Annotated in this window: 19 protein-coding genes; 11 read left to right on the top strand and 8 right to left on the bottom strand. The window is 38.7% G+C overall.

Annotation, left to right across the window (positions count from 1 at the left end):
- Nucleotides 1–100: 100 nt before the first annotated feature.
- The 4 genes from QM419_RS00805 to QM419_RS00790 all read right to left on the bottom strand — a co-directional run bounded on the left by QM419_RS00805 (nucleotide 101) and on the right by QM419_RS00790 (nucleotide 9,991).
- On the bottom strand, nucleotides 101–7,342 hold the full coding sequence (locus QM419_RS00805) for an SIALI-17 repeat-containing surface protein (protein WP_414277571.1): 7,242 nt from the start codon (nucleotides 7,340–7,342) through the stop codon (nucleotides 101–103).
- A gap of 234 nt (nucleotides 7,343–7,576) precedes the next feature.
- Entirely contained in the window at nucleotides 7,577–8,434 is an 858-nt protein-coding gene (locus QM419_RS00800; RefSeq protein ID WP_414277570.1) for a bifunctional methylenetetrahydrofolate dehydrogenase/methenyltetrahydrofolate cyclohydrolase, read from the bottom strand.
- A gap of 139 nt (nucleotides 8,435–8,573) precedes the next feature.
- Nucleotides 8,574–9,308: an amino acid ABC transporter ATP-binding protein gene (locus tag QM419_RS00795; RefSeq protein WP_414277569.1), complete on the bottom strand. Its 735-nt coding sequence runs from the start codon at nucleotides 9,306–9,308 to the stop codon at nucleotides 8,574–8,576.
- The gene (locus QM419_RS00790; RefSeq protein ID WP_247922166.1) at nucleotides 9,308–9,991 is read right to left on the bottom strand and encodes an amino acid ABC transporter permease; all 684 of its coding nucleotides are present in this window, start codon (nucleotides 9,989–9,991) and stop codon (nucleotides 9,308–9,310) included. The genes QM419_RS00795 and QM419_RS00790 overlap by 1 nt, the downstream gene beginning before the upstream one ends.
- A 205-nt stretch (nucleotides 9,992–10,196) precedes the next feature.
- Here QM419_RS00790 and QM419_RS00785 point away from each other — a divergent pair, with 205 nt between their 5' ends.
- The 5 genes from QM419_RS00785 to QM419_RS00765 all read left to right on the top strand — a co-directional run bounded on the left by QM419_RS00785 (nucleotide 10,197) and on the right by QM419_RS00765 (nucleotide 14,623).
- Complete coding sequence (locus QM419_RS00785; RefSeq protein WP_004253825.1) at nucleotides 10,197–10,427, top strand: DUF1797 family protein; 231 nt, start codon at nucleotides 10,197–10,199, stop codon at nucleotides 10,425–10,427.
- A gap of 239 nt (nucleotides 10,428–10,666) precedes the next feature.
- Nucleotides 10,667–12,916, top strand: coding sequence for an AAA family ATPase (locus tag QM419_RS00780; RefSeq protein ID WP_414277568.1), 2,250 nt, complete (start codon nucleotides 10,667–10,669; stop codon nucleotides 12,914–12,916).
- Nucleotides 12,917–13,005: 89 nt separating this feature from the next.
- The gene (locus QM419_RS00775; RefSeq protein WP_414277567.1) at nucleotides 13,006–13,455 is read left to right on the top strand and encodes an NUDIX hydrolase; all 450 of its coding nucleotides are present in this window, start codon (nucleotides 13,006–13,008) and stop codon (nucleotides 13,453–13,455) included.
- Between the two features lie 63 nt (nucleotides 13,456–13,518).
- A complete protein-coding gene (locus QM419_RS00770; RefSeq protein ID WP_178894750.1) occupies nucleotides 13,519–13,818 on the top strand; it encodes a DUF1827 family protein in 300 nt (99 codons plus the stop codon).
- A gap of 172 nt (nucleotides 13,819–13,990) precedes the next feature.
- A complete protein-coding gene (locus tag QM419_RS00765; protein WP_414277566.1) occupies nucleotides 13,991–14,623 on the top strand; it encodes a GNAT family N-acetyltransferase in 633 nt (210 codons plus the stop codon).
- Between the two features lie 44 nt (nucleotides 14,624–14,667).
- Here the strand turns inward: QM419_RS00765 and metK are convergent, their stop codons facing one another.
- Nucleotides 14,668–15,858 (bottom strand): methionine adenosyltransferase, encoded by a 1,191-nt coding sequence (gene metK, locus QM419_RS00760; protein WP_414277565.1) that lies wholly within the window; start codon nucleotides 15,856–15,858, stop codon nucleotides 14,668–14,670.
- Between the two features lie 236 nt (nucleotides 15,859–16,094).
- Nucleotides 16,095–16,793, bottom strand: a complete 699-nt coding sequence (locus tag QM419_RS00755; protein WP_254730375.1) for a GntR family transcriptional regulator — start codon at nucleotides 16,791–16,793, stop codon at nucleotides 16,095–16,097.
- 140 nt (nucleotides 16,794–16,933) lie between these two features.
- On the opposite strand from QM419_RS00755, the gene guaA reads away from it, so the two are divergent.
- The 5 genes from guaA (at nucleotide 16,934) to QM419_RS00730 (ending at nucleotide 20,474) form a co-directional block, all read left to right on the top strand.
- Nucleotides 16,934–18,496 (top strand): glutamine-hydrolyzing GMP synthase, encoded by a 1,563-nt coding sequence (gene guaA, locus QM419_RS00750; RefSeq protein ID WP_414277564.1) that lies wholly within the window; start codon nucleotides 16,934–16,936, stop codon nucleotides 18,494–18,496.
- 344 nt (nucleotides 18,497–18,840) lie between these two features.
- Nucleotides 18,841–19,041, top strand: coding sequence for a hypothetical protein (locus QM419_RS00745; RefSeq protein ID WP_049530573.1), 201 nt, complete (start codon nucleotides 18,841–18,843; stop codon nucleotides 19,039–19,041).
- Nucleotides 19,042–19,263: 222 nt separating this feature from the next.
- Nucleotides 19,264–19,521 carry a HicA family toxin-antitoxin system gene (locus QM419_RS00740; RefSeq protein ID WP_414277563.1) on the top strand — a complete coding sequence of 86 codons (258 nt, stop codon included), beginning with the start codon at nucleotides 19,264–19,266 and terminating at the stop codon, nucleotides 19,519–19,521.
- Nucleotides 19,511–20,089 carry a toxin-antitoxin system HicB family antitoxin gene (locus tag QM419_RS00735; RefSeq protein WP_049530574.1) on the top strand — a complete coding sequence of 193 codons (579 nt, stop codon included), beginning with the start codon at nucleotides 19,511–19,513 and terminating at the stop codon, nucleotides 20,087–20,089. Before QM419_RS00740 ends, QM419_RS00735 begins: the two co-directional genes overlap by 11 nt.
- 1 nt (nucleotide 20,090) lies before the next feature.
- Nucleotides 20,091–20,474, top strand: a complete 384-nt coding sequence (locus QM419_RS00730; protein WP_061596617.1) for a hypothetical protein — start codon at nucleotides 20,091–20,093, stop codon at nucleotides 20,472–20,474.
- 271 nt (nucleotides 20,475–20,745) lie between these two features.
- On the opposite strand, the gene QM419_RS00725 is transcribed toward QM419_RS00730, so the two are convergent.
- Both QM419_RS00725 and QM419_RS00720 read right to left on the bottom strand, forming a co-directional pair.
- Nucleotides 20,746–21,015 carry a cytoplasmic protein gene (locus tag QM419_RS00725; RefSeq protein WP_414277562.1) on the bottom strand — a complete coding sequence of 90 codons (270 nt, stop codon included), beginning with the start codon at nucleotides 21,013–21,015 and terminating at the stop codon, nucleotides 20,746–20,748.
- A gap of 21 nt (nucleotides 21,016–21,036) precedes the next feature.
- Nucleotides 21,037–21,453, bottom strand: coding sequence for a hypothetical protein (locus QM419_RS00720; protein WP_414277561.1), 417 nt, complete (start codon nucleotides 21,451–21,453; stop codon nucleotides 21,037–21,039).
- Nucleotides 21,454–21,662: 209 nt separating this feature from the next.
- Between QM419_RS00720 and QM419_RS00715 the strand changes: the two genes are divergently transcribed.
- A complete protein-coding gene (locus tag QM419_RS00715) occupies nucleotides 21,663–23,471 on the top strand; it encodes a DUF262 domain-containing protein (RefSeq protein ID WP_414277560.1) in 1,809 nt (602 codons plus the stop codon).
- The last annotated feature ends 77 nt before the right edge of the window (nucleotides 23,472–23,548 follow it).

Here is a 23,548-nt window from a genome sequence, read left to right as displayed (position 1 = left end):
GCGTCTTGTTCGACAATCCAAAGACAATTGAGAGGCTAGGACTTTTGTCCCAGCCTCTTCTTTTATAACGATCAGCCTTTTAAGAATGATAAGTTATGAATCATTCTTCTTCCTTACGCTTCCCATTTAGGAATGCTGCTGATAAGGCTAGACTGAGACCTGCTAAGAAAATAGCTGTATCTGATTGACTTTCCCCAGTTTCTGGAAGTCTTGCTGAATCTGATTTTTCTGAAGCATTTCCAAGAGCTTGTGAACCCTGAGTTTGCTCAGCAGGAGCTAGAGTTTCTGAAGGTTTATCAGATAAAGCTCGAACATCTGCAACTGGTTTGTCAATTGTTGGAGCCTCTTGGTCTCCTGCGGTTCCTAGACTTCCTGTGTATTCTGGAAGCTCGTTCTTATCTGCTTGCACAGCATTGACTCCACCCTTGAATTCAGGCACTTCATTTGTAGCAGCTTCAACCCAATTAGCTCCGCCTTTGAACTCTGGAACTTCATTTGTAGCAGCTTCGACCCAATTAGCTCCGCCCTTGAACTCTGGAACTTCAACAATTGGGGCTACTTGATCGCCTGCGGTACCGATAGAATCACTATATTCTGGAACTTCTACTACTGGTGCCGGCTCCTCACCTACAGTTCCAATAGGGTCCGTGTACTCTGGGACTTCAAGAACTGGAGCTGGTTCATCGCCCTTGCTACTAGTAACAACTGCTTTCACTCCCACTTCAACAATTTGATCTTTTGCATCTCTTGTTTCAGTGTGGACAACCTTACGATTTGTTCCTAAAACTTCAATGAAGTCTACCTTTTCCCCATTTTGACCTTCTGAGACGACACGACGTTCATCTTTTGCTAAGTCACTATTCTCACGAATAATTTCCTTGAATGGAATGACAGTTTTCTCAACTTCTAGACTTGGACGGTCTAGGACAAGAGCTTGATCATCCACTGCATGACTAGCTTCTGAACCAGCCTCAAAGTGAAGGCGATATTCTTTCACAAGACTACCATCTTTAGCAAGGAGTCGAACAAGTGTTGGAAGATTGTCTTGATTTGACTCAATGACAGTTGCTACACCATGACCACTTGTTTGGGCTGTCACTCGTGGTTTCACTCCATTAGCGGTTAATCGATATTCTGAAACAGCAGGGTCAAAGTTTTCCAATGCTTTTCCAGCAACTGAAATCGTCACTGCTGGTGTTTCTGAATCACTTACTTTAGCTGGAGAATAGGCACTAAACTCGACCATTGCGAGACCATTAGTTGTTGATTTGCGAGTCATACGTGCGCGAATAGCAGATGTCTGAATCGGATCAAAGGTAAATTCGATTGGTTTACCAGCCACGATTGCTCCAGATGCCTTATAAGGAATTTCTTGCCAATTTTCTGCCTTGTTAAACGGATGATCCGCATTTTCCTCATAACGTGAAATAGTGCTTGGTTCAGAATAAGTTGGTCCAACGTATCTTTCCAGTACCATTGTCGCTGGTGCATCTGTTCCACTGTCTTTGAAGAATTGGATTGCTACTTTTCCAACAGATTGAGATGTAATCTGACCATTCTTCTTAAAGAGAACTCCGACGGACACTTCTTGATCTTTTGGAGTACGAGACCAGTTGGTCCAACGACCATCTTCATTAAATCGACCATCGTTGATATAGAAGATTTTATCATTAGAAGCGGCATCGGTATCGTTTGTAGTAGAGGCAAAAGCTTTAGAATCTGTCGCATTATTGCTTGCATTCTCAGAGATGACTTGATTTCCTCTTGCCAGAACGGTTACTTGCATCTTAGTTGTCAAGTCTGTTCCTAGGATATGACCAAGGACTTCAAAGGTGCCTTCTTGGTCTGTCGCATGTTCAGGGACTGCATCCCATTCTACGGCTAGTTTATCTGTTTTCCAATCTGTTTCTGACGGATAGTAAACTGTCACTTCTGTAGGTAATTGAAGCTGATCACCAACACTTAAGGTCATGGCACCATTTTCAGCAACAACTGGTCGTGTAGATTCTTTTTCACCATCACGGAAGATGCGGTACTCTTTCAAGATGGTTCCGTCTTCTGCCTTCAAAATGAGACGTGTTGCTCCTGTTGGACTTGTAGCAGGAACAATCGTTACCACACCATTGTCGCTAGCTGTTGCAGTAATTTCTTTGCTAGTTTGCGGAATATGGTAGTCTGTCTTAGATGGATTGAAATGTTCCAATTTCTGACCGTCTACTGTAATAGAAATCTCTGAACTTGAAGCCGCTGGAACCTTATTTCCTAAGATGGTGATTTCGGTCAAACCGACACCAGCCGTTCCATCTGCCTTCTTCATGCGAATACGAACAGCATAGGTCTCAACCTTATCAAATGTAAAGTGGTTGGTTTGGCTTGCGGATAATTGTCCTGGAGCTTTGAGATGTTCAACTTCTTTCCAGTTGGCAGCGTTGTTAAATGGATGCTTGCTATCTCCTTGAGCATGATTGACATCTGTTGGCAGATCTGGAATTTCTTGACCAACGTAGTATTCAATGACATATTCTTTTGGAAGTCCGATTGCACCATCTGTATAGAAATCAACTGATAGATTATCGACAAATCGTTTTGTCAAATCACCTGAGTTACCAAACAAGATAGAAGCCCAATCATTATCTGTATTTGTTTGCCATGTAGTCCATCTATTTTTGACATCTGTATTGGCTCTTGAAACGGTCAAATCGTTCAGGGTATTCGCCGAATCATCTCCACCAGTATTGGACACGATAGCCGCTGGCAATTGGGAACCTGTCCATTGTTTCGAGATGTTATTTCCTGCAATAACCTGACTGGAAACACGAACATGAGCCTTGGTAGTCAAGCGACTACCGACTAATTGACCCTTGATTTCAAAGATGCCTTCAGTTTGACTAAAGTTAGCTGGCACCTTGTCCCAAACGACATCTTTATAGACTGTTGTTCCATTAGAATGGTAGGCACGAACGTTAGCTGGCAATTGAACCGTTTCACCTTTAGGAAGAGTGAGGCTGATTTCTTCGGCAACCTGCAAACCTTCAACAGTCACATTTGCAGTGGCTTCAATATCTGTACCTTCTACATGACCTTTTAAGGTAAAGCTATGATAGCTAGCCAATTCATGTTCATCTACCTTGTCCCAAGTTACAGTTACCTTACGAGGCAAACCTTTGTCAAATTCTGCTCCGATTTGATCAGGCAAATTCGGTTGCTGATTAATATCTGTAGAGATCGTCACTGGATGAAGCTTGATAATTTTCTTGTCTTCTTTATTTTCTTTGATAACAAGCTCTGTTGCTACAGATTGTGTTTTTTCTGTTTGATTATCAATACGAGGAGTGAGGGTTACATGACCTTTCGTGTAAAGAAGCAAGTTCTGACCATTTACCTCTAGATGACCACCATCCGCTGATTTGGCTTCCAAATGGATATCTGATGCTGAAAATTCAGTCTGTGAACCATCTTCGTAATGTCCAATCACATGATAAGGAAGGACTTGATCTTCTGTTGCCGTTTCTTTTCCTTCAACGCTTACTTCTAAGCGTGTCAAGGCAGGAGCTTCCTTAACGAATTGAATCAAGTAAGTTTGAACTAAATCGCCCTTCTGGTCACTCAAGAATACAGAGGCCTGATAATCATTAGCTGCTGAAGCTTGTTGAACTGTTACCTGATAGCCACTTGTCTGTGCTCCAACACTTGGGATTTTAGCAGTATAAGGAAGGGATACTCGGTAGTAGGTCTTTCCAGGCTCAAAGTTTTCAAGCGTCTTATCGCCAACCGTGAGACCTGTAACAGTACTTTCTGTTTCTTTATCACTTGCAATAAAGGTAGCTGTCACCTCATAGTCGTTACCAACCAATTTACCAGTTGCTTCCGTACGTCCACCTTCTTTTGTCAAGGCAGAAGGATCTTTCAAGGTCCAAGAAACGACATCTGCATCAACTAAGTTCCCATCTGACAAAACAGCTGTAACAGTCTTGTCCAAATCTTCCACAGCTGTACCAACAGGAACTGTTGCTATCTTAGGCAACCACTTATCGAGCGCAACTACCTTGACAAGAGCTTCAGCCTTAGCTTCGAGTCCTTCAACATTACCAAGAACTTTTTTCTCACCAGCACTCGTAAGAAGATCATCTGGGATATCCCAAGTCACGGCTTTTTCTTCGACACTACCATCGCTATAAATAGCTGTCACTGTATCTGGTAGTTTAGGATTTTCGCTGACATCAGTTCTTGCCTTAACAGGGGCAAAAGCAACAAAGTGACGGTTTTCTTTTTTACCGGAAACAGTTGTAACTGTCGCTTGATCAGAAGCTAAACCTGCAGAATCGGCATAAAGGGTAAATTTACCTTCTTTTTCAGTGGATTTAACAATGACAACCCCTTTACCATTGAAGGCTTTTCTTTGCCATGTGCCATCTTTCTGAGCTTTGTAGCGTTCACGGCTAGCTTGTTCTCCGTTATCCACACCAACGATTTGTCCTTGCCCATGAAGATTGAAATGAACAAGATTATTGGCAGTTGGGACGACATTGCCATCTTCATCAACGATTTCATAATGGATATATGATAAATCTTTTCCATCTGCAGTGATGACATGTTCTTCCTTGGTGAGTCGAACTCTAGCTGGCTCTCCAGCGGTTGTCACACTATCACGCGCGATTTCTTTGCCATTTTCATCACGAGCAATAGCCGTTAAAGTACCTGGTTTATAGTCAACCAACCATTCAAGATACAATTCACTTGGTTTTGCTCCCTCGTGATAAGGGCGCCCATCTTCAGTTGTTTTCTTAACAAATTCTTTCTTGCCAAGAGATTTGTTGTTCAGAAGTAATTCTACGCTAGCGGCATTTGAGAAGGTCCGAACTGGAACCTTGCCATTGATGAGCATATTGCGTTCCTTGAGCGTTTCTTCTGTCCAATTCCAGTGAGGCATGATACGAACAGTTGGTTTTTCTTTGGCACTATACCATTCACTACGGTAGAGATAGAAATCATTCTTAGGTAAACCTGCTGTATCAATGATACCAAAGTAAGAGCTTTTCACGGGTGTGTTGTCTTGGTTATGCCATGGTGTAGGCTCACCGATATAGTCAAAACCAGTCCAGATAAACTGACCTGCATAGCCAGCACGGTCACGGTCGAAGGTCCAAGATTCAGTAGCCGTTCTACCCCAGGCTACACGGTCATTACCATAGTCAGATTGTTCATAATGTCGATTTCGACGATTATCATGATAAAGATTTTGGGCAGGATTAAAGTAAGAATCGCGTGTTCGAGTTGCTGAAGAAGTTTCAGAACCGTAAATCAACCAGTCTGGATGTGCCTTCCGAACAGCATCATAATTACGTTCACCATAGTTCATACCAACAGCATCCATGATTGCTGCCAATTTCAAGAATTCTCCAGTAGATCTATTACTGAATTTATTTTCACCCATGGTCACATAGCGCTCTGTATCGATTGCTTTGATGACAGCTTTCAAGCGCTTAGCTGTTTCTAGTGAACGTTCCCCACCATCTGCTTCATCCACTTCATTACCGAGTGACCACATAACGATTGAAGGATTGTTTTTATCTCGTTCGACCATGGTTCTGAGGTCAAAATCAGACCACTTTTCACCCTTCTTGGCTTCTGGGTGAGTCGCATCTTGGTCAAAGAAACGTCCATAGTCATAAGTTTTCTTACCACGATACCAAGTATCAAAGGCTTCTTCTTGTACCAAGAGTCCTAGACTTGCCGCAGCATCAAGCAACTGTGGACTTGCTGGATTGTGAGTCGTACGGATAGCGTTAACTCCCATATCCTTCAAGAGTTTCAATTTACGATAGGTTGCCTTATAATTTTCTTCAGCTCCCAAGGCACCGTTATCATGGTGGATACTAACTCCATGGAATTTCATTCTCTCACCGTTCAGAGAGAATCCTTCTTTAGCTGTCCAGTTGAAATAACGATAACCAAAAGTATCTTCTGTCACATCAACCAGCTGTCCGTCATTATAAACCTTTGTTTTCAGAACATAGAGCTGAGGATGGTAGCTTTTTGTTGTCCAGAGAGTTGGTTTGTTAACCAAAATCGTTTGCTTAAAGTCAGCTGTCTCATTTCCTGCTAGATTCTTGGTTACAGAACGAACCAAATCTGAAACAGCCTTCCCTTCTTTGGTAAAAATCTGTTGCTCTACAAATACCTTGGCTAGAGTCTTAGCAGTGTTTTTAATCTTGCTTTGGATTTGTGTTTCAACATTGCCATCTTTTTGTTCAGCTAATTTCGGAGTTGTAATATGATTTCCATTTTCAGCCACTTGCACCTTGTCACGATAGCTAAGTGTCACATCGCGATAGATACCACTTCCTGAGTACCAACGGCTACTTGGCTGCTTATTGGTAACTTGGACAGCAATGGTATTCTCACTGCCATCCTTATTTAAAAATTCAGTAATATCATATGAAAAATGGTTATAACCACTTGGATAATGACCGACAAATTGACCATTTACATAGACCTTGGAGTCCATGTAAACTCCATCAAAATTGATACGAACGTCTTTGTCCTTGGCAGCTTCATCAACCGTAAAGGTTTTACGATACCAGGCAGTACCACCGTTTAATTGGCCACCCTCGTTTCGAGCAGGAGATTTGTGATCAAAATCAAAATAGATACTCCAGTCATGAGGAAGGTTCAACTTAGACCAGTCATGAACATCCACGTCTTTCTTAGAGAAATCACCCTGAGAATTTAATTTAAAATACCAGTCTTTGTTAAAATTTTGTTTTCTTTCCTGTAACAGTTGGTCTTCTTTTTCTTTCTCTTTGGCAACTTGAGGTAAGTCTGTTGAAGCTGTTTTTTCTTCCTTAGGCTTATAGTCAGCTACCGGTTTATTCTGATTCGTTGTATCCGTATGTTCTTCTAGAACTGCTGGCTTTTCAGAACTTGCTTCTGAAACTACAGCCTCTTTTTCATCCACTTTGGCAGCAGGGTTTTCAGTTTTATCTACCTTAGGACTAACTACTTCTGCTTCCTTTTCTTCCTTAGGACTTGTTGCATCAGTCACCTTTTCTTCAGTTACTGGTTTTGCTGGTTGATCCGTATTCTTTTCTTCTTTTTCAGTAGGGGAATCTTGTGAGCCATTTTGCTCAGCTTTTGCAATGGCTGCAGCAAGATCATCTGGTAGCTTATCTAAAGGTTGAACTTGATGAATCGTTTCTTCGTTTGGACTGGATGTTTCAGTTTCTGCAGCTTGCGCTACCTGAAGACCAAATATACTAGCTCCAATCATAACTGAAGCCGCACCAATGGCGAATTTACGAATACTAAAATGACATCGTTTTTCAAAAAATCTCTTATCCATTATGGTTCCTTTCTAACTTTTAGTAAGCGATTACATTTTTTCTCAAAAAATAAACCTCCCTCTAGACGCTTACTTATTTTTGCATATACATATTGATACTTTTAATATATCAAAATAGTAGAATTTTTTCAATAATTTGTAGAAGTTTTACTAGAATTTTATTAGAAATAGAGCCAAAAAAAGCAAGTCCATTAGAACTTGCTTTTTAAAAATTAATGAATATTGTACTAGAGGTTAATCTTTATTCAAGGTACGTAAAGTCGCCTGATAAGTTTGTTCCATCAGCATGGTTATCGTCATAGGCCCAACTCCACCAGGTACAGGTGTGATATGGCTAGCGATTGATGCAACAGCATCGTAATCAACATCTCCACAGAGCTTGCCATTTTCATCTCGGTTCATCCCCACATCGATGACAACTGCTCCAGGCTTGACAAAATCAGCAGTCACAAACTTAGCGCGACCGATTGCTACTACTAGAATATCAGCTTTAGAAGCTACTTGGGCTAAATTGTGGGTGCGAGAGTGGGTCAAGGTTACAGTTGCATTTTTAGCCAACAGTAACTGGGCCATAGGCTTCCCAACAATATTTGAACGACCAATGACGACCGCATTTTTACCTTCTAAGTCAATCCCATATTCATGAAACATTTCCATAATTCCTGCAGGTGTTGAAGGAATCATAACTGGGTGACCAGACCAAAGGCGTCCCATGTTGAGCGGATGAAAACCATCCACATCCTTCTCAGGGTCAATAGCCAATAAAACAGCTTCCTCATCGATATGTTTTGGCAATGGTAGTTGCACCAAAATCCCATGCCAAGCTGGATCTTGATTGTAGTTGGCAATCAAATCCAACAATTCTTCTTGGGTAATGGTCTCAGGTACACGAACGACTTCACTTCGGAAACCTGCAGCAATAGCTGAACGTTCCTTGTTCCGAACGTAAACTTGGCTGGCTGGATTTTCTCCGACTAAAATGACAACTAAGCCAGGCACCAAGCCTGTCTCTTCTTTTAGTTTAGCCGTTTTTTCAGCCAATTGACCTTGTAACTTAGCTGCCAAGGCCTTCCCATCAATCATCTGTGTCATGTATTTTCTCTTTTCTAACAAATATTCTCTATTATAACAAAAAATCCTTCTGCATCCTAACACTTCTTTTCTAATAGACCTTATAGTCTGAAACTATAAGAAAAAGCTCCAGTTGGAGCTTTTCTAATTGACTCTAGTCTTACAAAACCTTACTCAAAAAGTCCTTGGTTCTTTGTTCTTGGGTTTGCTCAAAGACTTGCTCTGGAGTTCCGTCTTCTACAACAACCCCATCAGCCATAAAGATGACACGGTCCGCTACTTCACGCGCAAAGCCCATTTCATGCGTTACAATGATCATGGTCATGCCTGATTGAGCAAGTTCTTGCATTACCGCTAGTACTTCCCCTACCATTTCTGGGTCTAAAGCGGAAGTCGGTTCATCAAAGAGCAAGACATCTGGTTCCATAGCAAGACCACGAGCGATAGCGATACGCTGTTGCTGTCCACCAGACAAACTTTGCGGATAGGCATCTGCCTTATCTGGTAAACCAACCTTTTCCAAAAGCTCATGGGCTCTCTTCTCAGCAACTTCCTTACTTTCGCCTTTGGTCTTAATAGGAGAAAGCGTGATGTTTTCCATCACTGTCATATTGGGGAAGAGATTGAATTGTTGGAAAACCATACCCATCTTTTCACGCATAGCAAAGAGGTCATTTTTCTTATCTGTGATGTCGACACCTTCAAAGATAACATTTCCTTTTGTAGCTTCTTCGAGGAGATTCATCGAGCGAAGGAGGGTTGACTTACCACTACCAGAAGGTCCAATAATGACCACAACTTCCCCTTTTTTGATTTCAAGATCGATTCCTTTTAGAACTTCATTCTTTCCAAAGTTCTTATGAAGATTTTCAATTTTTATAAGTGTTTCAGTCATTATTTCTTATCTCCTTGTCCCATACGATTTTCAAAAGCTTTCAAGGCCAGTGTCAAGATAGAGGTCATAATCAAGTAGTAAAAGGCTGCAAATAAGAGCGGTGTTAAAGGTAGGTATGTGGTTGTTGATACTGTAGTAGCTCCATTCCACAACTCCATAACCCCGATAGCTGACAAGAGCGAGCTATCCTTGATAATGGTAATAAACTCATTCCCCAAGGCTGGTAAAATATTCTTGATAGCCTGGGGTAAAATGACATAGCGCATGGCATTCTTAGGGCGAATACCTAATGAATAAGCTGCTTCTAATTGTCCCTTTGGCACTGCATTAATCCCAGCACGAACTGTTTCTGATACATAGGCACCACTATTCATAGAGATAATGACAATCCCTGGAATCAAACGAGTCAGATCAACATCTAAGATCCCAATTTGAATAGTCGGAGCACTAATATGCATCAAGGCAAATGCAATCATAATCTGCACCATCATCGGAGTCCCACGGAAGATCCAGATATATAGATTAGCAAACCAGGCAAGTGGTTTAATTTTTGAACGTTGTGCAAAGGCCAACAGCACTCCTAGAATGGTCCCCAAGAAGACCACCAAGATAGATATGATAATTGTTACAACGGCACCATAGTTAAAATATGGCAGATATTTCGGTAAAAAAGAAAAATTCATGGATATTCTACTTTCTGTCTTTAATATTTAAACTTAAAACTTGTATAAGGATAACATATTTTGCATAAAAATTCAACATTTTCTCCTAATATTTTCAATAAATTTTCAAAGATGATAGAAATAGCGAGAAATCTTAGTTTTTTTCTAGTCAAGTAGAGTCTGTTTATGGTAAAATAGTAAAGATAAGAAATGGAGGAGAATCAAAATGGAATCACATTTGGTTAGAATCATCAATCGCTTAGAAGCAATGACAAAAGATGGTGGTAACTTGAAACGTAACTTTGAACGCGAAGGAGTTGTTGTCGCAGAGGTTGCTTTTAACCATGACGAAGAAAACGGACCACTCTTTACACTTCGTGATGTTGAAGCTCGTGAAACGTATACATTTGATAGCATTGACTTGATTGCAATGGAAATCTACGAACTTTTATACTAATAGTTGAATAGAGGCGGGAAAGTATCCTGCTTTGAACTTGGAAAATCCTTTTTGTCTGACAAATGGGATTTTTCTTTTTATCACTAGATCTCATCTATAAAAGTCTTCTTTCATGAGTTCTAAAACTCAATCTTTTTACTTGCTTTCCCCTTCAATCATGATATAATGAGACTAAAGAACTTTGACTATTTTTGACCTTTCTTTTTTAGTCAAAGCCAAGAAAGAAACGAGGTAGAGGTATGCTCTGTCAAAATTGTAAAATCAATGACTCAACAATCCATCTTTACACCAATCTTAATGGACAACAAAAGCAAATTGACCTTTGTCAAAATTGCTACAAAATTATCAAAACAGATCCTAACAATAGCTTGTTTAAAGGAATTACAGATTTAAACAACCGTGATTTTGATCCCTTTGGAGACTTCTTTAACGATCTGAACAACTTTAGACCTTCTTCAAATAACAATGTTCCTCCAACTCAGTCAGGTGGTGGTTATGGCGGCAATGGTGGTTATGGTTCCCAAAATCGTGGACCAGCCCAAACACCTCCTCCTAGTCAAGAAAAAGGACTCTTGGAAGAATATGGTATCAATATAACTGAGATTGCTCGTCGCGGAAATGTCGACCCTGTTATCGGTCGTGACGAAGAAATCATCCGTGTCATTGAAATCCTCAACCGTAGAACCAAAAACAACCCCGTCCTTATCGGTGAGCCTGGTGTTGGTAAGACAGCAGTTGTCGAGGGCCTCGCTCAAAAAATAGTCGACGGTGACGTTCCCCATAAACTTCAAGGGAAAGAAGTTATTCGTCTAGACGTCGTGAGTCTTGTCCAAGGCACAGGAATTCGTGGACAGTTTGAAGAGCGTATGCAGAAACTCATGGAAGAAATTCGTCAGCGCAAAGATGTCATACTCTTTATCGATGAAATTCACGAGATTGTCGGTGCTGGTTCTGCTGGAGATGGTAATATGGATGCAGGAAATATCCTCAAACCTGCCCTTGCTCGTGGCGAACTTCAGTTAGTGGGTGCTACTACCCTCAATGAGTACCGCATCATCGAAAAAGACGCTGCCCTTGAGCGCCGTATGCAACCTGTTAAGGTTGATGAACCAACAGTTGAAGAAACCATTATTATCCTTAAAGGTATTCAAAAAAAATACGAAGATTACCACCACGTTCAATATACAGATGCTGCTATCGAAGCCGCTGCGACTCTTTCTAACCGCTATATCCAAGATCGTTTCTTGCCAGACAAGGCTATTGACCTCCTAGATGAAGCGGGTTCTAAAATGAACCTTACTTTAAACTTTGTCGACCCTAAGGTGATTGACCAACGCTTAATTGAGGCAGAAAATCTCAAGGCCCAAGCAACTCGAGATGAAGATTTCGAGAAAGCGGCCTACTTCCGTGACCAGATCGCTAAATATAAAGAAATGCAAAAGACAAAAGTAACGGATCAGGATACTCCAATCATCAGCGAAAAGACGATTGAACACATTATCGAGCAAAAGACTAATATTCCAGTTGGTGATTTGAAAGAAAAAGAGCAGTCTCAACTCATCAACCTAGCAAACGACCTCAAGGCTCACGTTATCGGCCAAGATGATGCAGTTGATAAGATTGCTAAGGCTATCCGTCGTAACCGTGTTGGCCTTGGAACTCCAAATCGCCCAATCGGTAGCTTCCTCTTTGTCGGACCTACTGGTGTCGGTAAAACAGAACTTTCTAAACAACTAGCTATCGAGCTCTTTGGTTCTGCTGATAGCATGATTCGCTTTGATATGAGTGAATACATGGAAAAACATAGCGTGGCTAAACTTGTCGGCGCCCCTCCAGGATATGTCGGCTATGATGAAGCAGGACAGTTGACTGAGAAAGTTCGTCGCAATCCCTACTCTCTTATCCTCCTTGACGAGGTTGAAAAAGCCCATCCAGACGTCATGCATATGTTCCTTCAAGTCTTGGATGATGGTCGTTTAACTGATGGTCAAGGACGAACTGTTAGCTTTAAGGACGCTATCATTATCATGACCTCAAATGCAGGTACAGGAAAAGCTGAAGCTAGCGTTGGTTTTGGCGCTGCGAGAGAAGGGCGTACCAACTCTGTCCTTGGAGAATTAGGCAACTTCTTTAGCCCAGAATTCATGAACCGCTTCGATGGGATTATTGAATTTAAGGCTCTCAGCAAGGAAAATCTCCTTCAAATCGTTGACCTCATGCTAGATGATGTGAATAAACGTCTCTCAAGCAATAACATCCACTTAGATGTAACAGATAAGGTTAAAGAAAAACTTGTAGACCTTGGTTACGATCCAAAAATGGGAGCTCGTCCACTCCGTCGTACCATTCAAGACTATATCGAAGATGCCATTACAGACTACTACCTTGAAAATCCAAGTGAAAAAGACCTCAAGGCAGTCATGACCAGCAAGGGTAAGATCATGATTAAGTCAAAAAATAAAACGGAAACGGTCGAGTCAAACGACTAGTTCCTCACATACAAAAGAATGTTCTTGCTTGACAGTGAGAACATTCTTTACTATTATAGAAAGAAAGCGCACTCACGAAGGAGAAATTTATGGCAAATCCAACATTTGGAGAAAAAAAAGAGGGAGTAACCTACAAAACTCGATATGGGGTTTATGCAGTCATACCTGATGCAAACCACGAAAAGATTATCCTCGTTCAAGCTCCAAATGGTGCATGGTTCTTACCAGGAGGCGAAATTGAAGAAGGTGAAAATCACCTTGAAGCTCTCAAACGAGAATTGATTGAAGAATTAGGATTTACAGCTGAAATAGGCACCTACTACGGGCAAGCTGATGAATATTTCTATTCCAGCCACCGTGATACCTACTACTACAATCCAGCCTATCTCTACGAAGCCACTTCTTTCCAAGAAATTCAAAAACCTCTCGAAGACTTCAATCATCTAGCTTGGTTCCCAATCGATGAAGCTATTGCTAACTTAAAACGTGGAAGTCACAAATGGGCGATCGAAGCTTGGAAAAAACAACATCAAATTTAAACTATCTCTACCAAATTTCCCAAAAAGTGCTATAATAGACATAGAAATACAGGAGGAAACCCTATGAAGCTTATCAATACTACAAATTCACACTCGCAACTTGTTAAAAGTCAGCTAGAAAGCACCGACGCAACGCTTGTAGAGGTTTATTCTGCGGGAAATACAGATGTTATTTTTACTCAGGCTCCGCTTCATTACGAAATCCTCATTTCCAATAAACATCGTGCAATCCGTGAAAAAGAAATCGAGAAAATCCAAGAATTCTTTTTAAATCGTAAAATTGATAAACAAGCTGTTGATGAAGCAAATATCAAAACCCTCTATTCTGATAAATTGATTGAAATTTCAATTCCTACAAAATAGAATTAATCTACCCTACAGTTAAAACTGCGGGGTTTTTTAGTCCCTTTTCTTGTTTATTTCTTTAAATAAATTATTGTAGCTAAAGCTTTTTTGTGAATATTTCACATTTTAATCGAAAAATGAGAGAAAATTAGTTATAATAGATAGAGAGATTTTAATGAAGGAGTATGATATGAAAGAAATAGTATATAGAGAAGCCAGGCTAGATGAACACCAAAAAATCGGGAAAGTATTGGCTGAATCCTTTATGAACTACCCTTTCATGACTCTTATCAAAGATGATTTAAAGAAACCAGAATATTACCCAGCATTCTTAGAATTGCTGTATAGCCTTTTGTCCAGACTCTACATCAAAGGAGAGACCTGTCTAGTCGCTGAACGAGACGGGGAAATTCTGGCTATCGCACTTCTACAACAAAAGGATTTTTCCATCTTATCTTATTTGTTGAATGGGATTGTCAAGCTTTTCCGTTTTATTAGCCCACGCAATCTCTTGAAATATCTAGATTTAGTCGATCGCTCTGAACAACATTTGAAAAAATCTGGGAACTTTGATTGGTATTTGATGATGTTAGGAGTCAACGCTTCAATCCAAAACCAAGGAATCGGGAGTGCATTCCTACAAGAAGGTGTTGAACCCTATCTTAAAGCCAAAGGTTGCAAACGTCTAGGCTTAATCACCAGCACTGAGAAAAATGTGTGTTTCTATGAAAAAAACAAGTATGAATTACTGGATTCCATGATATTAGACTACGGAACAAAGTCAATTGGAAACTGGGCTTTTGTAAAAATACTAGATAAGTAATTATAAACTAAAAAAGATTGGTCCTTAGACCAATCTTTTTTATGTTACTTAACAGCTTCTTTCAAGGCTTCTACCTTGTCCAAGCGTTCCCATGGAAGATCAATATCTGTACGCCCCATATGTCCATAAGCTGCTGTTTGACGGTAGATTGGACGTTTGAGATCCAGCATTTGGATGATTCCTGCTGGGCGAAGGTCAAAGATTTGACGCGCTGCTGCTTCTAATTTGCTTTCAGCGACTGTTCCCGTACCGAAGGTATCGATACGAACAGATACTGGATGAGCCACCCCAATTGCGTAAGCCAATTGCACTTCAGCTTTCTTAGCAAGACCTGCAGCAACAATGTTTTTAGCAATGTAGCGAGCTGCATAAGAAGCTGAACGGTCAACCTTAGTCGCATCCTTACCAGAGAAGGCACCACCACCGTGACGTGAATAACCACCATAGGTATCCACGATGATTTTACGACCAGTCAAACCTGAATCTCCTTGAGGTCCTCCGATAACGAAACGACCTGTTGGATTGATAAAGAATTTAGTATCATCATCCAGGTAAGAAGCTGGAATGACTTCTTTGATAACCTTGTTAATCACATCTTCATGGATTTGCTCATTGCTCACTTCTGGATCATGTTGGGTTGAAATAACGACTGTATCCACGCGCACTGGCTGGTCATTTTCATCATATTCAACAGTGACTTGAGATTTAGCATCTGGACGAAGATAGCTAATTTCACCAGATTTGCGGAGCTCTGCCAAACGACGAACCAACTTGTGACTAAGTGAAATTGGCAATGGCATGAGTTCTTCTGTCTCATCCACCGCAAAACCAAACATGAGACCTTGGTCTCCTGCTCCAATCAAATCAAGTGGGTCTTGATCCGCATTTCCACGAACTTCCAAGGCTTCATTAACACCTTGGGCGATATCAGGAGATTGCTCTACCAATGATGGATGAACTCCTACTGTTTCAGCTGAGAATCCGTACTCAGTGTTGGTATAGCCAATCTCTGCAATGGTATCACGTACCACACGGTTAATATCTACATAGGCATTGGTTGAAATTTCACCAAAAACATGAACTGAACCAGTATAAACAGCTGTTTCAGCAGCAACGTGGGCCTCTGGATCTTGCTCTAAAATAGCATCCAAGATAGCATCTGAAATTTGGTCTGCAATCTTATCCGGATGCCCCTCAGATACAGATTCAGACGTGAATAATTTACGTTCTGACATAAAAATGTCCCCCCTTAAAAAATATTCGTTATAGAGTTACAAAGAACTGGTAGGAAGAGTATTTACAATCAATCCCACCACCTTATCGGGACCATATAACCTATCTATTATAACACGAATCTTTGAAAAATACTCGTATGATTGCTATTTTTCTTATTAGGAAAATGTTTTCTAATCTTGACCAAATAAAAACTCTTAAAGTAGATGAGTTTCTACTTTAAGAGTGATGTTATAAACTAATTATTTTCTAGATAAAATTCAAACCGTTCTCCGACGTATTGGCTCTTTACATACTCAAAAGCCGTTCCGTCATCAAAGTAAGAAACCTGAGTCAAACCTAAAATAGCATGCCCTTTTTCAACTTCTAAGTAATGAGCTATCTTTTCTTTTGCTAAACGCGCATATATGGTCTGGTGAGATTTACCAATTCGATAACCATGCTCTTGTAAGGTTTGAAAGAAGTGCTTGGTTACTTCTTCTTTTTTGAAATTTTTGATAAATTTCTCAGGAATCGATGCCACTTCATAGACAACAGGAACTTTATCCGCATAACGAACACGTTCCATACGAATGATGTTATCAGTTGGCAGTATACCTAGTTTAGCCACTTCTTGCTCATTTGGAATCGTACGACGGTAGGAAATCAGATGACTAGATGGCGTTTTCCCTTGAGCTTTAACAATTTCCGTAAAACTAGTGGTTCCACGCATTTTTTCCTGAACACGAGTACTTGAAACGAAGGTCCCGCTACCGACACGACGTTCCAAAACCCCCTCTTCGACTAGAAGAGAAATAGCTTGACGCAAGGTCATGCGACTAACCTCAAATTCCTCAGCTAAATCTCGCTCGCTAGGAAGTCTCTCTCCAATCTTCCAATGTCCCTCATCGATGTCTTTTTTGATTTGGTCATGGATTTTCATATAAGCTGGTAACATGCTTGATCACTTCTTTTCTTTATTTTTTCCATTGTACCGTAACTCATAGGGAAAAGTCAAACCGCACTTGTTTAGTTGGTAATTCTAACCCTTTTATGATAGAATATTCAAGAAGATATTTCTTTTAAGAAAGGGAAAAGATGAGCAACATTTCAACTGATTTGCAAGATGTCGAAAAGATCATCGTACTGGACTATGGTAGCCAGTATAACCAACTTATCTCACGTCGTATCCGTGAGATTGGTGTCTTTTCAGAACTAAAAAGTCACAAGATTTCGGCTGACGAAGTCCGTGCTATCAATCCTATCGGGATTGTACTTTCAGGTGGTCCAAACTCTGTTTACGAAGAAGGATCGTTTGATATTGATCCAGAAATTTTCGAATTGGGTATTCCAATTTTAGGAATCTGCTACGGTATGCAGCTTTTGACTCATAAGCTTGGAGGAAAGGTTGTTCCTGCAGGCGATGCTGGTAACCGTGAATACGGTCAATCAACATTGACTCACACAGAATCTGCTCTTTTTGCTGGAACTCCAGAAGAACAACTTGTCTTGATGAGCCACGGAGATGCTGTTACAGAAATTCCTGCTGATTTCATTCGTACTGGTACATCAGCTGACTGTCCTTATGCATCAATCGAAAATCCAGATAAGAAAATCTATGGTATCCAATTCCACCCAGAGGTTCGTCATTCAGTTCACGGCTATGATATCCTTCGTAACTTTGCCTTGAATATCTGTGGTGCCAAAGGTGACTGGACTATGGATAACTTTATCGAGATGCAAATCAAACAAATCCGTGAAAAGGTTGGAGACAAACGTGTTCTCCTTGCTCTTTCAGGTGGTGTTGACTCTTCTGTTGTTGGGGTTCTTCTCCAAAAAGCAATCGGCGATCAATTGATCTGTATCTTTGTAGACCACGGTCTTCTCCGTAAAGGGGAGGCTGACCAAGTGATGGATATGCTTGGTGGTAAGTTTGGTTTGAACATTGTCAAAGCTGATGCTGCCAAACGCTTCCTTGATAAATTGGCTGGTGTGTCTGATCCAGAACAAAAACGTAAGATTATCGGTAACGAGTTTGTCTATGTCTTTGATGATGAAGCAAGCAAGCTAAAAGACGTGAAATTCTTGGCACAAGGAACACTATATACAGACGTTATCGAGTCAGGTACGGATACTGCTCAAACCATCAAGTCTCATCACAACGTTGGTGGACTTCCAGAAGACATGCAGTTTGAACTTATCGAGCCGCTAAATACTCTTTACAAGGATGAAGTTCGTGCCCTCGGTACTGAGCTTGGTATGCCAGATAATATCGTATGGCGCCAACCATTCCCAGGTCCAGGTCTTGCTATCCGTGTCATGGGTGAAATCACTGAAGAAAAACTTGAGACAGTCCGTGAATCAGACGCTATCCTTCGTGAAGAAATCGCTAAAGCTGGTCTTGACCGCGACATTTGGCAATACTTCACTGTTAACACTGGCGTTCGTTCAGTAGGTGTTATGGGAGATGGCCGTACTTATGACTACACCATCGCTATCCGTGCTATCACTTCTATCGACGGAATGACAGCTGACTTTGCGAAGATTCCTTGGGAAGTTCTTCAAAAGATCTCAGTACGTATCGTAAATGAGGTTGACCACGTTAATCGCATCGTCTACGATATTACAAGTAAACCACCTGCAACCGTTGAGTGGGAATGATTTATAAACATGATTTGAAGTGAAATGGTTGATTTAACAGCATTTTCAGTTATTATAAAAGGTTAAAAATCAATCAAAATTGATTGGTTCCCCACCAAAAATCCCACCAGAAATATTCTGATGGGATTTTTTTATATTAAATTTTATTCTTCTATTATTTGATGCTTTACAAGCTTTCTTAATACCTAGTTTTGAAAAAATAGTTCACAGTTGTTTTCAAAACAGTGTAAAACCACGTTTTCTTAGGACTAATTTTACTTATTAATTTTATAAAATTTGAACTAATAGATTCTAAATAGGGGAAGAATCTGCAGGGGAGTTCATTATATCATACAGAAATTTTAATGTTTTTAAGAGGAGGAACTAGTCAGTCTGCAAAGTATAATAAGAAAAATGGGAATTCCTATAAGAATATTGACAACCTAGTCGATTTTGATAGACCTGTTCACATAGTTCCCCATATGTTCCAACATAGTTTTGTTTCAGTCATGGCTGATAAGAATCTAATCCTAAACGTTATTCGAGAGTTTGTAGGACATTCATAAGATAGTAGGGAAATAGAAAAAATCTACCTTCATGTCATGCAAAAAGGGAAAACATAAGATTGAACAACCATGATAGATTTATCTGAAATAATTTCTTGATTATTATAATCAGTTAAAATTCAGTTATTTTATTAAAATTAAGAGAAATTCTTGAATTTAGCAAATTTTTGGGATATAATTATTATGACACCATATATAGTGTCACTTTAGGTGAGGTATGTCATGGGCAAAGAAAAAGAGTTGCAAAAAATAAAAAAAGACCCCAAATCTGTTACCCCTGAACGTTTAGAAACTCTGTGCAAAAAGTATGGTTTTATGTGGAGAGAAGGAAGCAATCATTCAATAACGACTCATCCTTTGTTACAGGAGAGTTTTCCAATACCGCGACATAAACCTATTAAACCAGTTTATGTTAAGAAGATTATAAAGATGATTGAGAAAGTGATAGAATTAGAGGAGGGTTTAAGTAATGAGAGATAAAGAATATTATCTTGGACTAAATTATCCTATTTTGATTAACAAAATATATGAAGATGGTGAGTGGTTATTTACTGCTTCTATTAAAGAATTACCTGGATTAATTGTTTATGGCGAAACTTTGGAAGAAGTTTATGAAGAAATTGAATTAGCTAAAGCTGATTGGATTGAGGCTAATCTTGAGTGGGGCAGAGAAATTAAAGAACCTCTTGAAAATTCTTTAGAGGAATATAGTGGGAAGATAACCCTAAGAATAGCCAAAACATTACATAGGAATTTAAAAGAACGTTCTGAAATCGAAGGTATTAGTTTAAATCAAACTATAGTGCAATTGATTAATGATGGAATATATAAGCAGAGTCAAAATTCTTTTGAACAATTAGCTAGCAAATTTGAAATCATGACTAAGCAATTTAGCAGAACCATTGAAGAAAAGGTCTCTTCACCAGTACAACATATTCATTACATTGTGAAAAACGAGTCCGAAACTAGATTACCATATAAAGAACAGAATATTCCTAATAGAAGGAATACAAAAGGTAATGTTATTTCATTGTCAGTTGGAGGCTAAAATGAAATCAACAAATATAGAAATAAGAAAAATTACATTTAATAAATTTGAATTCGCCGTACATCAAGATGAGGTAACGAAGGAGGATGGAAAAGCTACTATTAGCGTGAATCTTCCTGATAGAGAAGAAGGGCAAAATAATCAGATTATTATAATTAATATGGAAATCACCTACCCAGACAGTAGGTATAATATTTATGCCGAGATTAAAGCTGTATATTCAGTTTTAATCACTGATTTACCAGAAGATCTCTCTACAGATACTGAATTTCAACAAGCATTAATTCATCCAATGATAGAGAAACTTAGACTTTATACTGGTTTCTTTTCAGAGGGTGCTTACGGAGCTATTCAAATTCCAAACATGCATTTCAATAATGATTAATTATTTATTTATTTTTAACTGAAGTATCTTAATCAGTTAAAATTCGATTATTTTGCTAAAATTAAAAGGAAAAAGCCTTTGAAATACTGATTTCATAGGCTTTTATTATATCTAATTATTTCACTTCTGTAAAAATTAACTTCTATAACTACAAAGCTTATTCTGACAGACTTTATAACAGTTTAAGAAAAAAAGGTAGAGAAAAAGGTAGAGATTCGTACAGTAACTAGATTTTCCAAAAATTCTTTATCATCCAATAATATTAACGAAATTATCCAAACCAAGTCCGATGCATTGCCTCAAGGAATTCTTTAGTTATTGGGAATCCAGAGCTTGCACCAATTACAGAATCAATGCCACAATATGGGCATAATGCTGTTCCTCTGTAGTCTATTCTTGTATCTTCCACTATCCAATCATCAATTTCAAGTGGAGAAAAAATTTGCTTACAATAAAAACAACCACAAATTTCATCCTTTTCCAACTCAGGCTTATTATTACTACAATATGCATGAGCTAAGCGGTAATCCTGTTTATTCAAAATCTTTCCCCTTTCTCTTTTCTATGATTTAGTCGGAACAATTGTGAGATCACTGTGGTCATTTAAAAAACAATACATGGGTACTCCAAAACCATCTTCTGATATATTCTCACACAGAGTTTTTACAAAGAATTCAATCCATTCACTAGAAGGTTCCACAGCATCATCAGTCTGAGGAGTGAACCACATTTGAGGAATAAGTTCCATTGTGTCTAAATCGAATGCAATTCCAATCATCATATCATAGAAATCAAAGGAAGCACAAAAAGCACGCATATTATCGCTAACTTTATCAATTCCTAATTCAGGAGGTATTTCCGTCATCGTAATCATCATATGACCAGTTATTTCCCCATTTTCCTCTTCAAACTTTTCAAGTATCCCTTGCTCACGGAGGGTATCTCCTGCTTTGAAGAACATTTCTTTATCAGCTAACATTATATTATCTCCAGCAATTTGAACTAGCTTTATTATACCATTTATTAACATTGTGCTTTCTTAAAAATATCAATTTTTGTAAAAAATTATTCTACCCACACAGACTTGAAAATCCACTCATTTTTTCCCAAAATAGAAATTTCTTAGAAAAAAAATTAAAAAATTGATATAATGAGATATATTATAAACAAATCAAAGGAATTTCTTCTATGACTACATCAATAAATGTTGACAAAAGAAGTGTCAAACAACTATTAGAAACTGGGAAGAATAAAAGATTTATTATTCCAGAATATCAACGACCATATGCTTGGTCAGATGAACAAATTCAAATTTTATTTGATGATTTAACTGAATACACACTCAATACTACCGAAGATGAAAATAATACTTACTTTCTTGGTACAATAGTTGCATATGACAATGGTAATAAAGAACAGGAAATCATCGATGGTCAACAGCGTATTACAAGCCTCTTATTGCTGTTGAGGGCTATTTACACTAAATTAGAAAGTGGTGGTCCTAAGACTAATTTCTTGAGAAGTCAAATCGAACCAACAATTTGGAAACAAAATCCAACTACAGGTGAAGTTAATTTTGATGAAATCCTTATTAGTTCCCGGGTAATGGGAGAGGAGGGGAATCAAGAATTTGCTAAGATACTAGTCTCTGGAAAAGCAGATGAAAAATCAAATAGCAACTATGCTAAAAATTATAGATTGCTCCAGCAACTAGTTAATGAATATGCTGCAGATAATCCATTGTCCTTTTATAACTTCATCAGTAATACCTTAAATCAAGCTATTCTTCTCCCTATTACAGCCGATAGTCAAGAAACAGCACTAACTATTTTTTCAACTCTAAACGATAGAGGATTAGCATTATCCGATGCTGATATTTTTAAAGCAAAAATTTATAATCACTTGAATTCAGATGAAAAAAAGGAATTTATAGAACTCTGGCAAGAACTAGATGAACAAGCTACAAATGCTGGTGAAAGTATTCAAAAGTTGTTTTACTACTATATGTTTTACTTGAGAGCAAATGAAAACGATCGCAAGACAACCACTCCTGGTATTAGAAAATATTATGCAAAAGATAATTTCAAAAAACTGTACTCACAGGATTTAATGCAAAACTTAAATGCCATTTTAAACTTGTGGATAGTGATAAATAATAGAGTCTCACTAGAAAATGAAAAGTGGTCCGAAAATATTGAAATAAAACAAATTTTGGATGCTCTGACTTCTTACCCTAATGAGTTCTGGAAATATCCTGTTGTTATTTATTATTTACACTATCATCATAAAGACACATTTGAAGATGATTTTCTTATTTTTGTAAAGAGATTATTAGCAGTTCTTTCTGCAAAATATATCATAACACCAACAATTAATGCCGTTAAAACTGGAATCTTGAATTTAAATGCAGAAATCATTAACTCAGCACAACCCAAATTCAGTTTCGGCCAAATCGATGAGAAAGAATTGTCAGATAAAATCAAGATAGCGCACCGTAATACTGTGAGGATGATATTAAAGATCATAGCTTATCAGCATCAATCAGAATTACTACCAGAAAAATGGGAGATTGAACATATCCTTCCTCAAAAATGGCAATCAAGTTATTTCCCAACGAATTCAGATTCTGAAGTCAAAGAATTGGTTGAACATATTGGAAATAAAATTCCCTTTGAAAAGAGGCTCAATATTATAGCAAGCAACGGATACTTTGCTAAGAAAAAAGAAAGCTACAAGAAGTCCAAAGTTGGCATCTTACTTGAGTTAAGTCACAGTAATAACAATTGGGGACTTGATGAAATTAGAGAACGTGATATTCGTATTTCTGATGAATTCGTTAGAATACTGAACGAATGGGGCCTAAACCAATCTGGAGCTGATACAGAAGAAATGTTAACATTTATCCCGGAAGAACGATTTTCAGCCTATCTTGAATTTTTAAATATTTTCAAAATGGAAGATTCAAATGAATCCAGAGAAAAATTTTTGAGTATCTAGAAAATTAAGAAAGCACTTTAGCTGGTAACACATATTATGTTACTATCAACTAAAGTGCTTTTTGTATGTACTTAGCA

This window comes from Streptococcus infantis, assembly GCF_047464715.1.
In the GTDB taxonomy this organism is placed as follows: domain Bacteria; phylum Bacillota; class Bacilli; order Lactobacillales; family Streptococcaceae; genus Streptococcus; species Streptococcus infantis_S.
The sequence above is the reverse complement of the archived record's forward strand: the minus strand, read 5'-3'. Positions and strand labels throughout refer to the sequence as shown.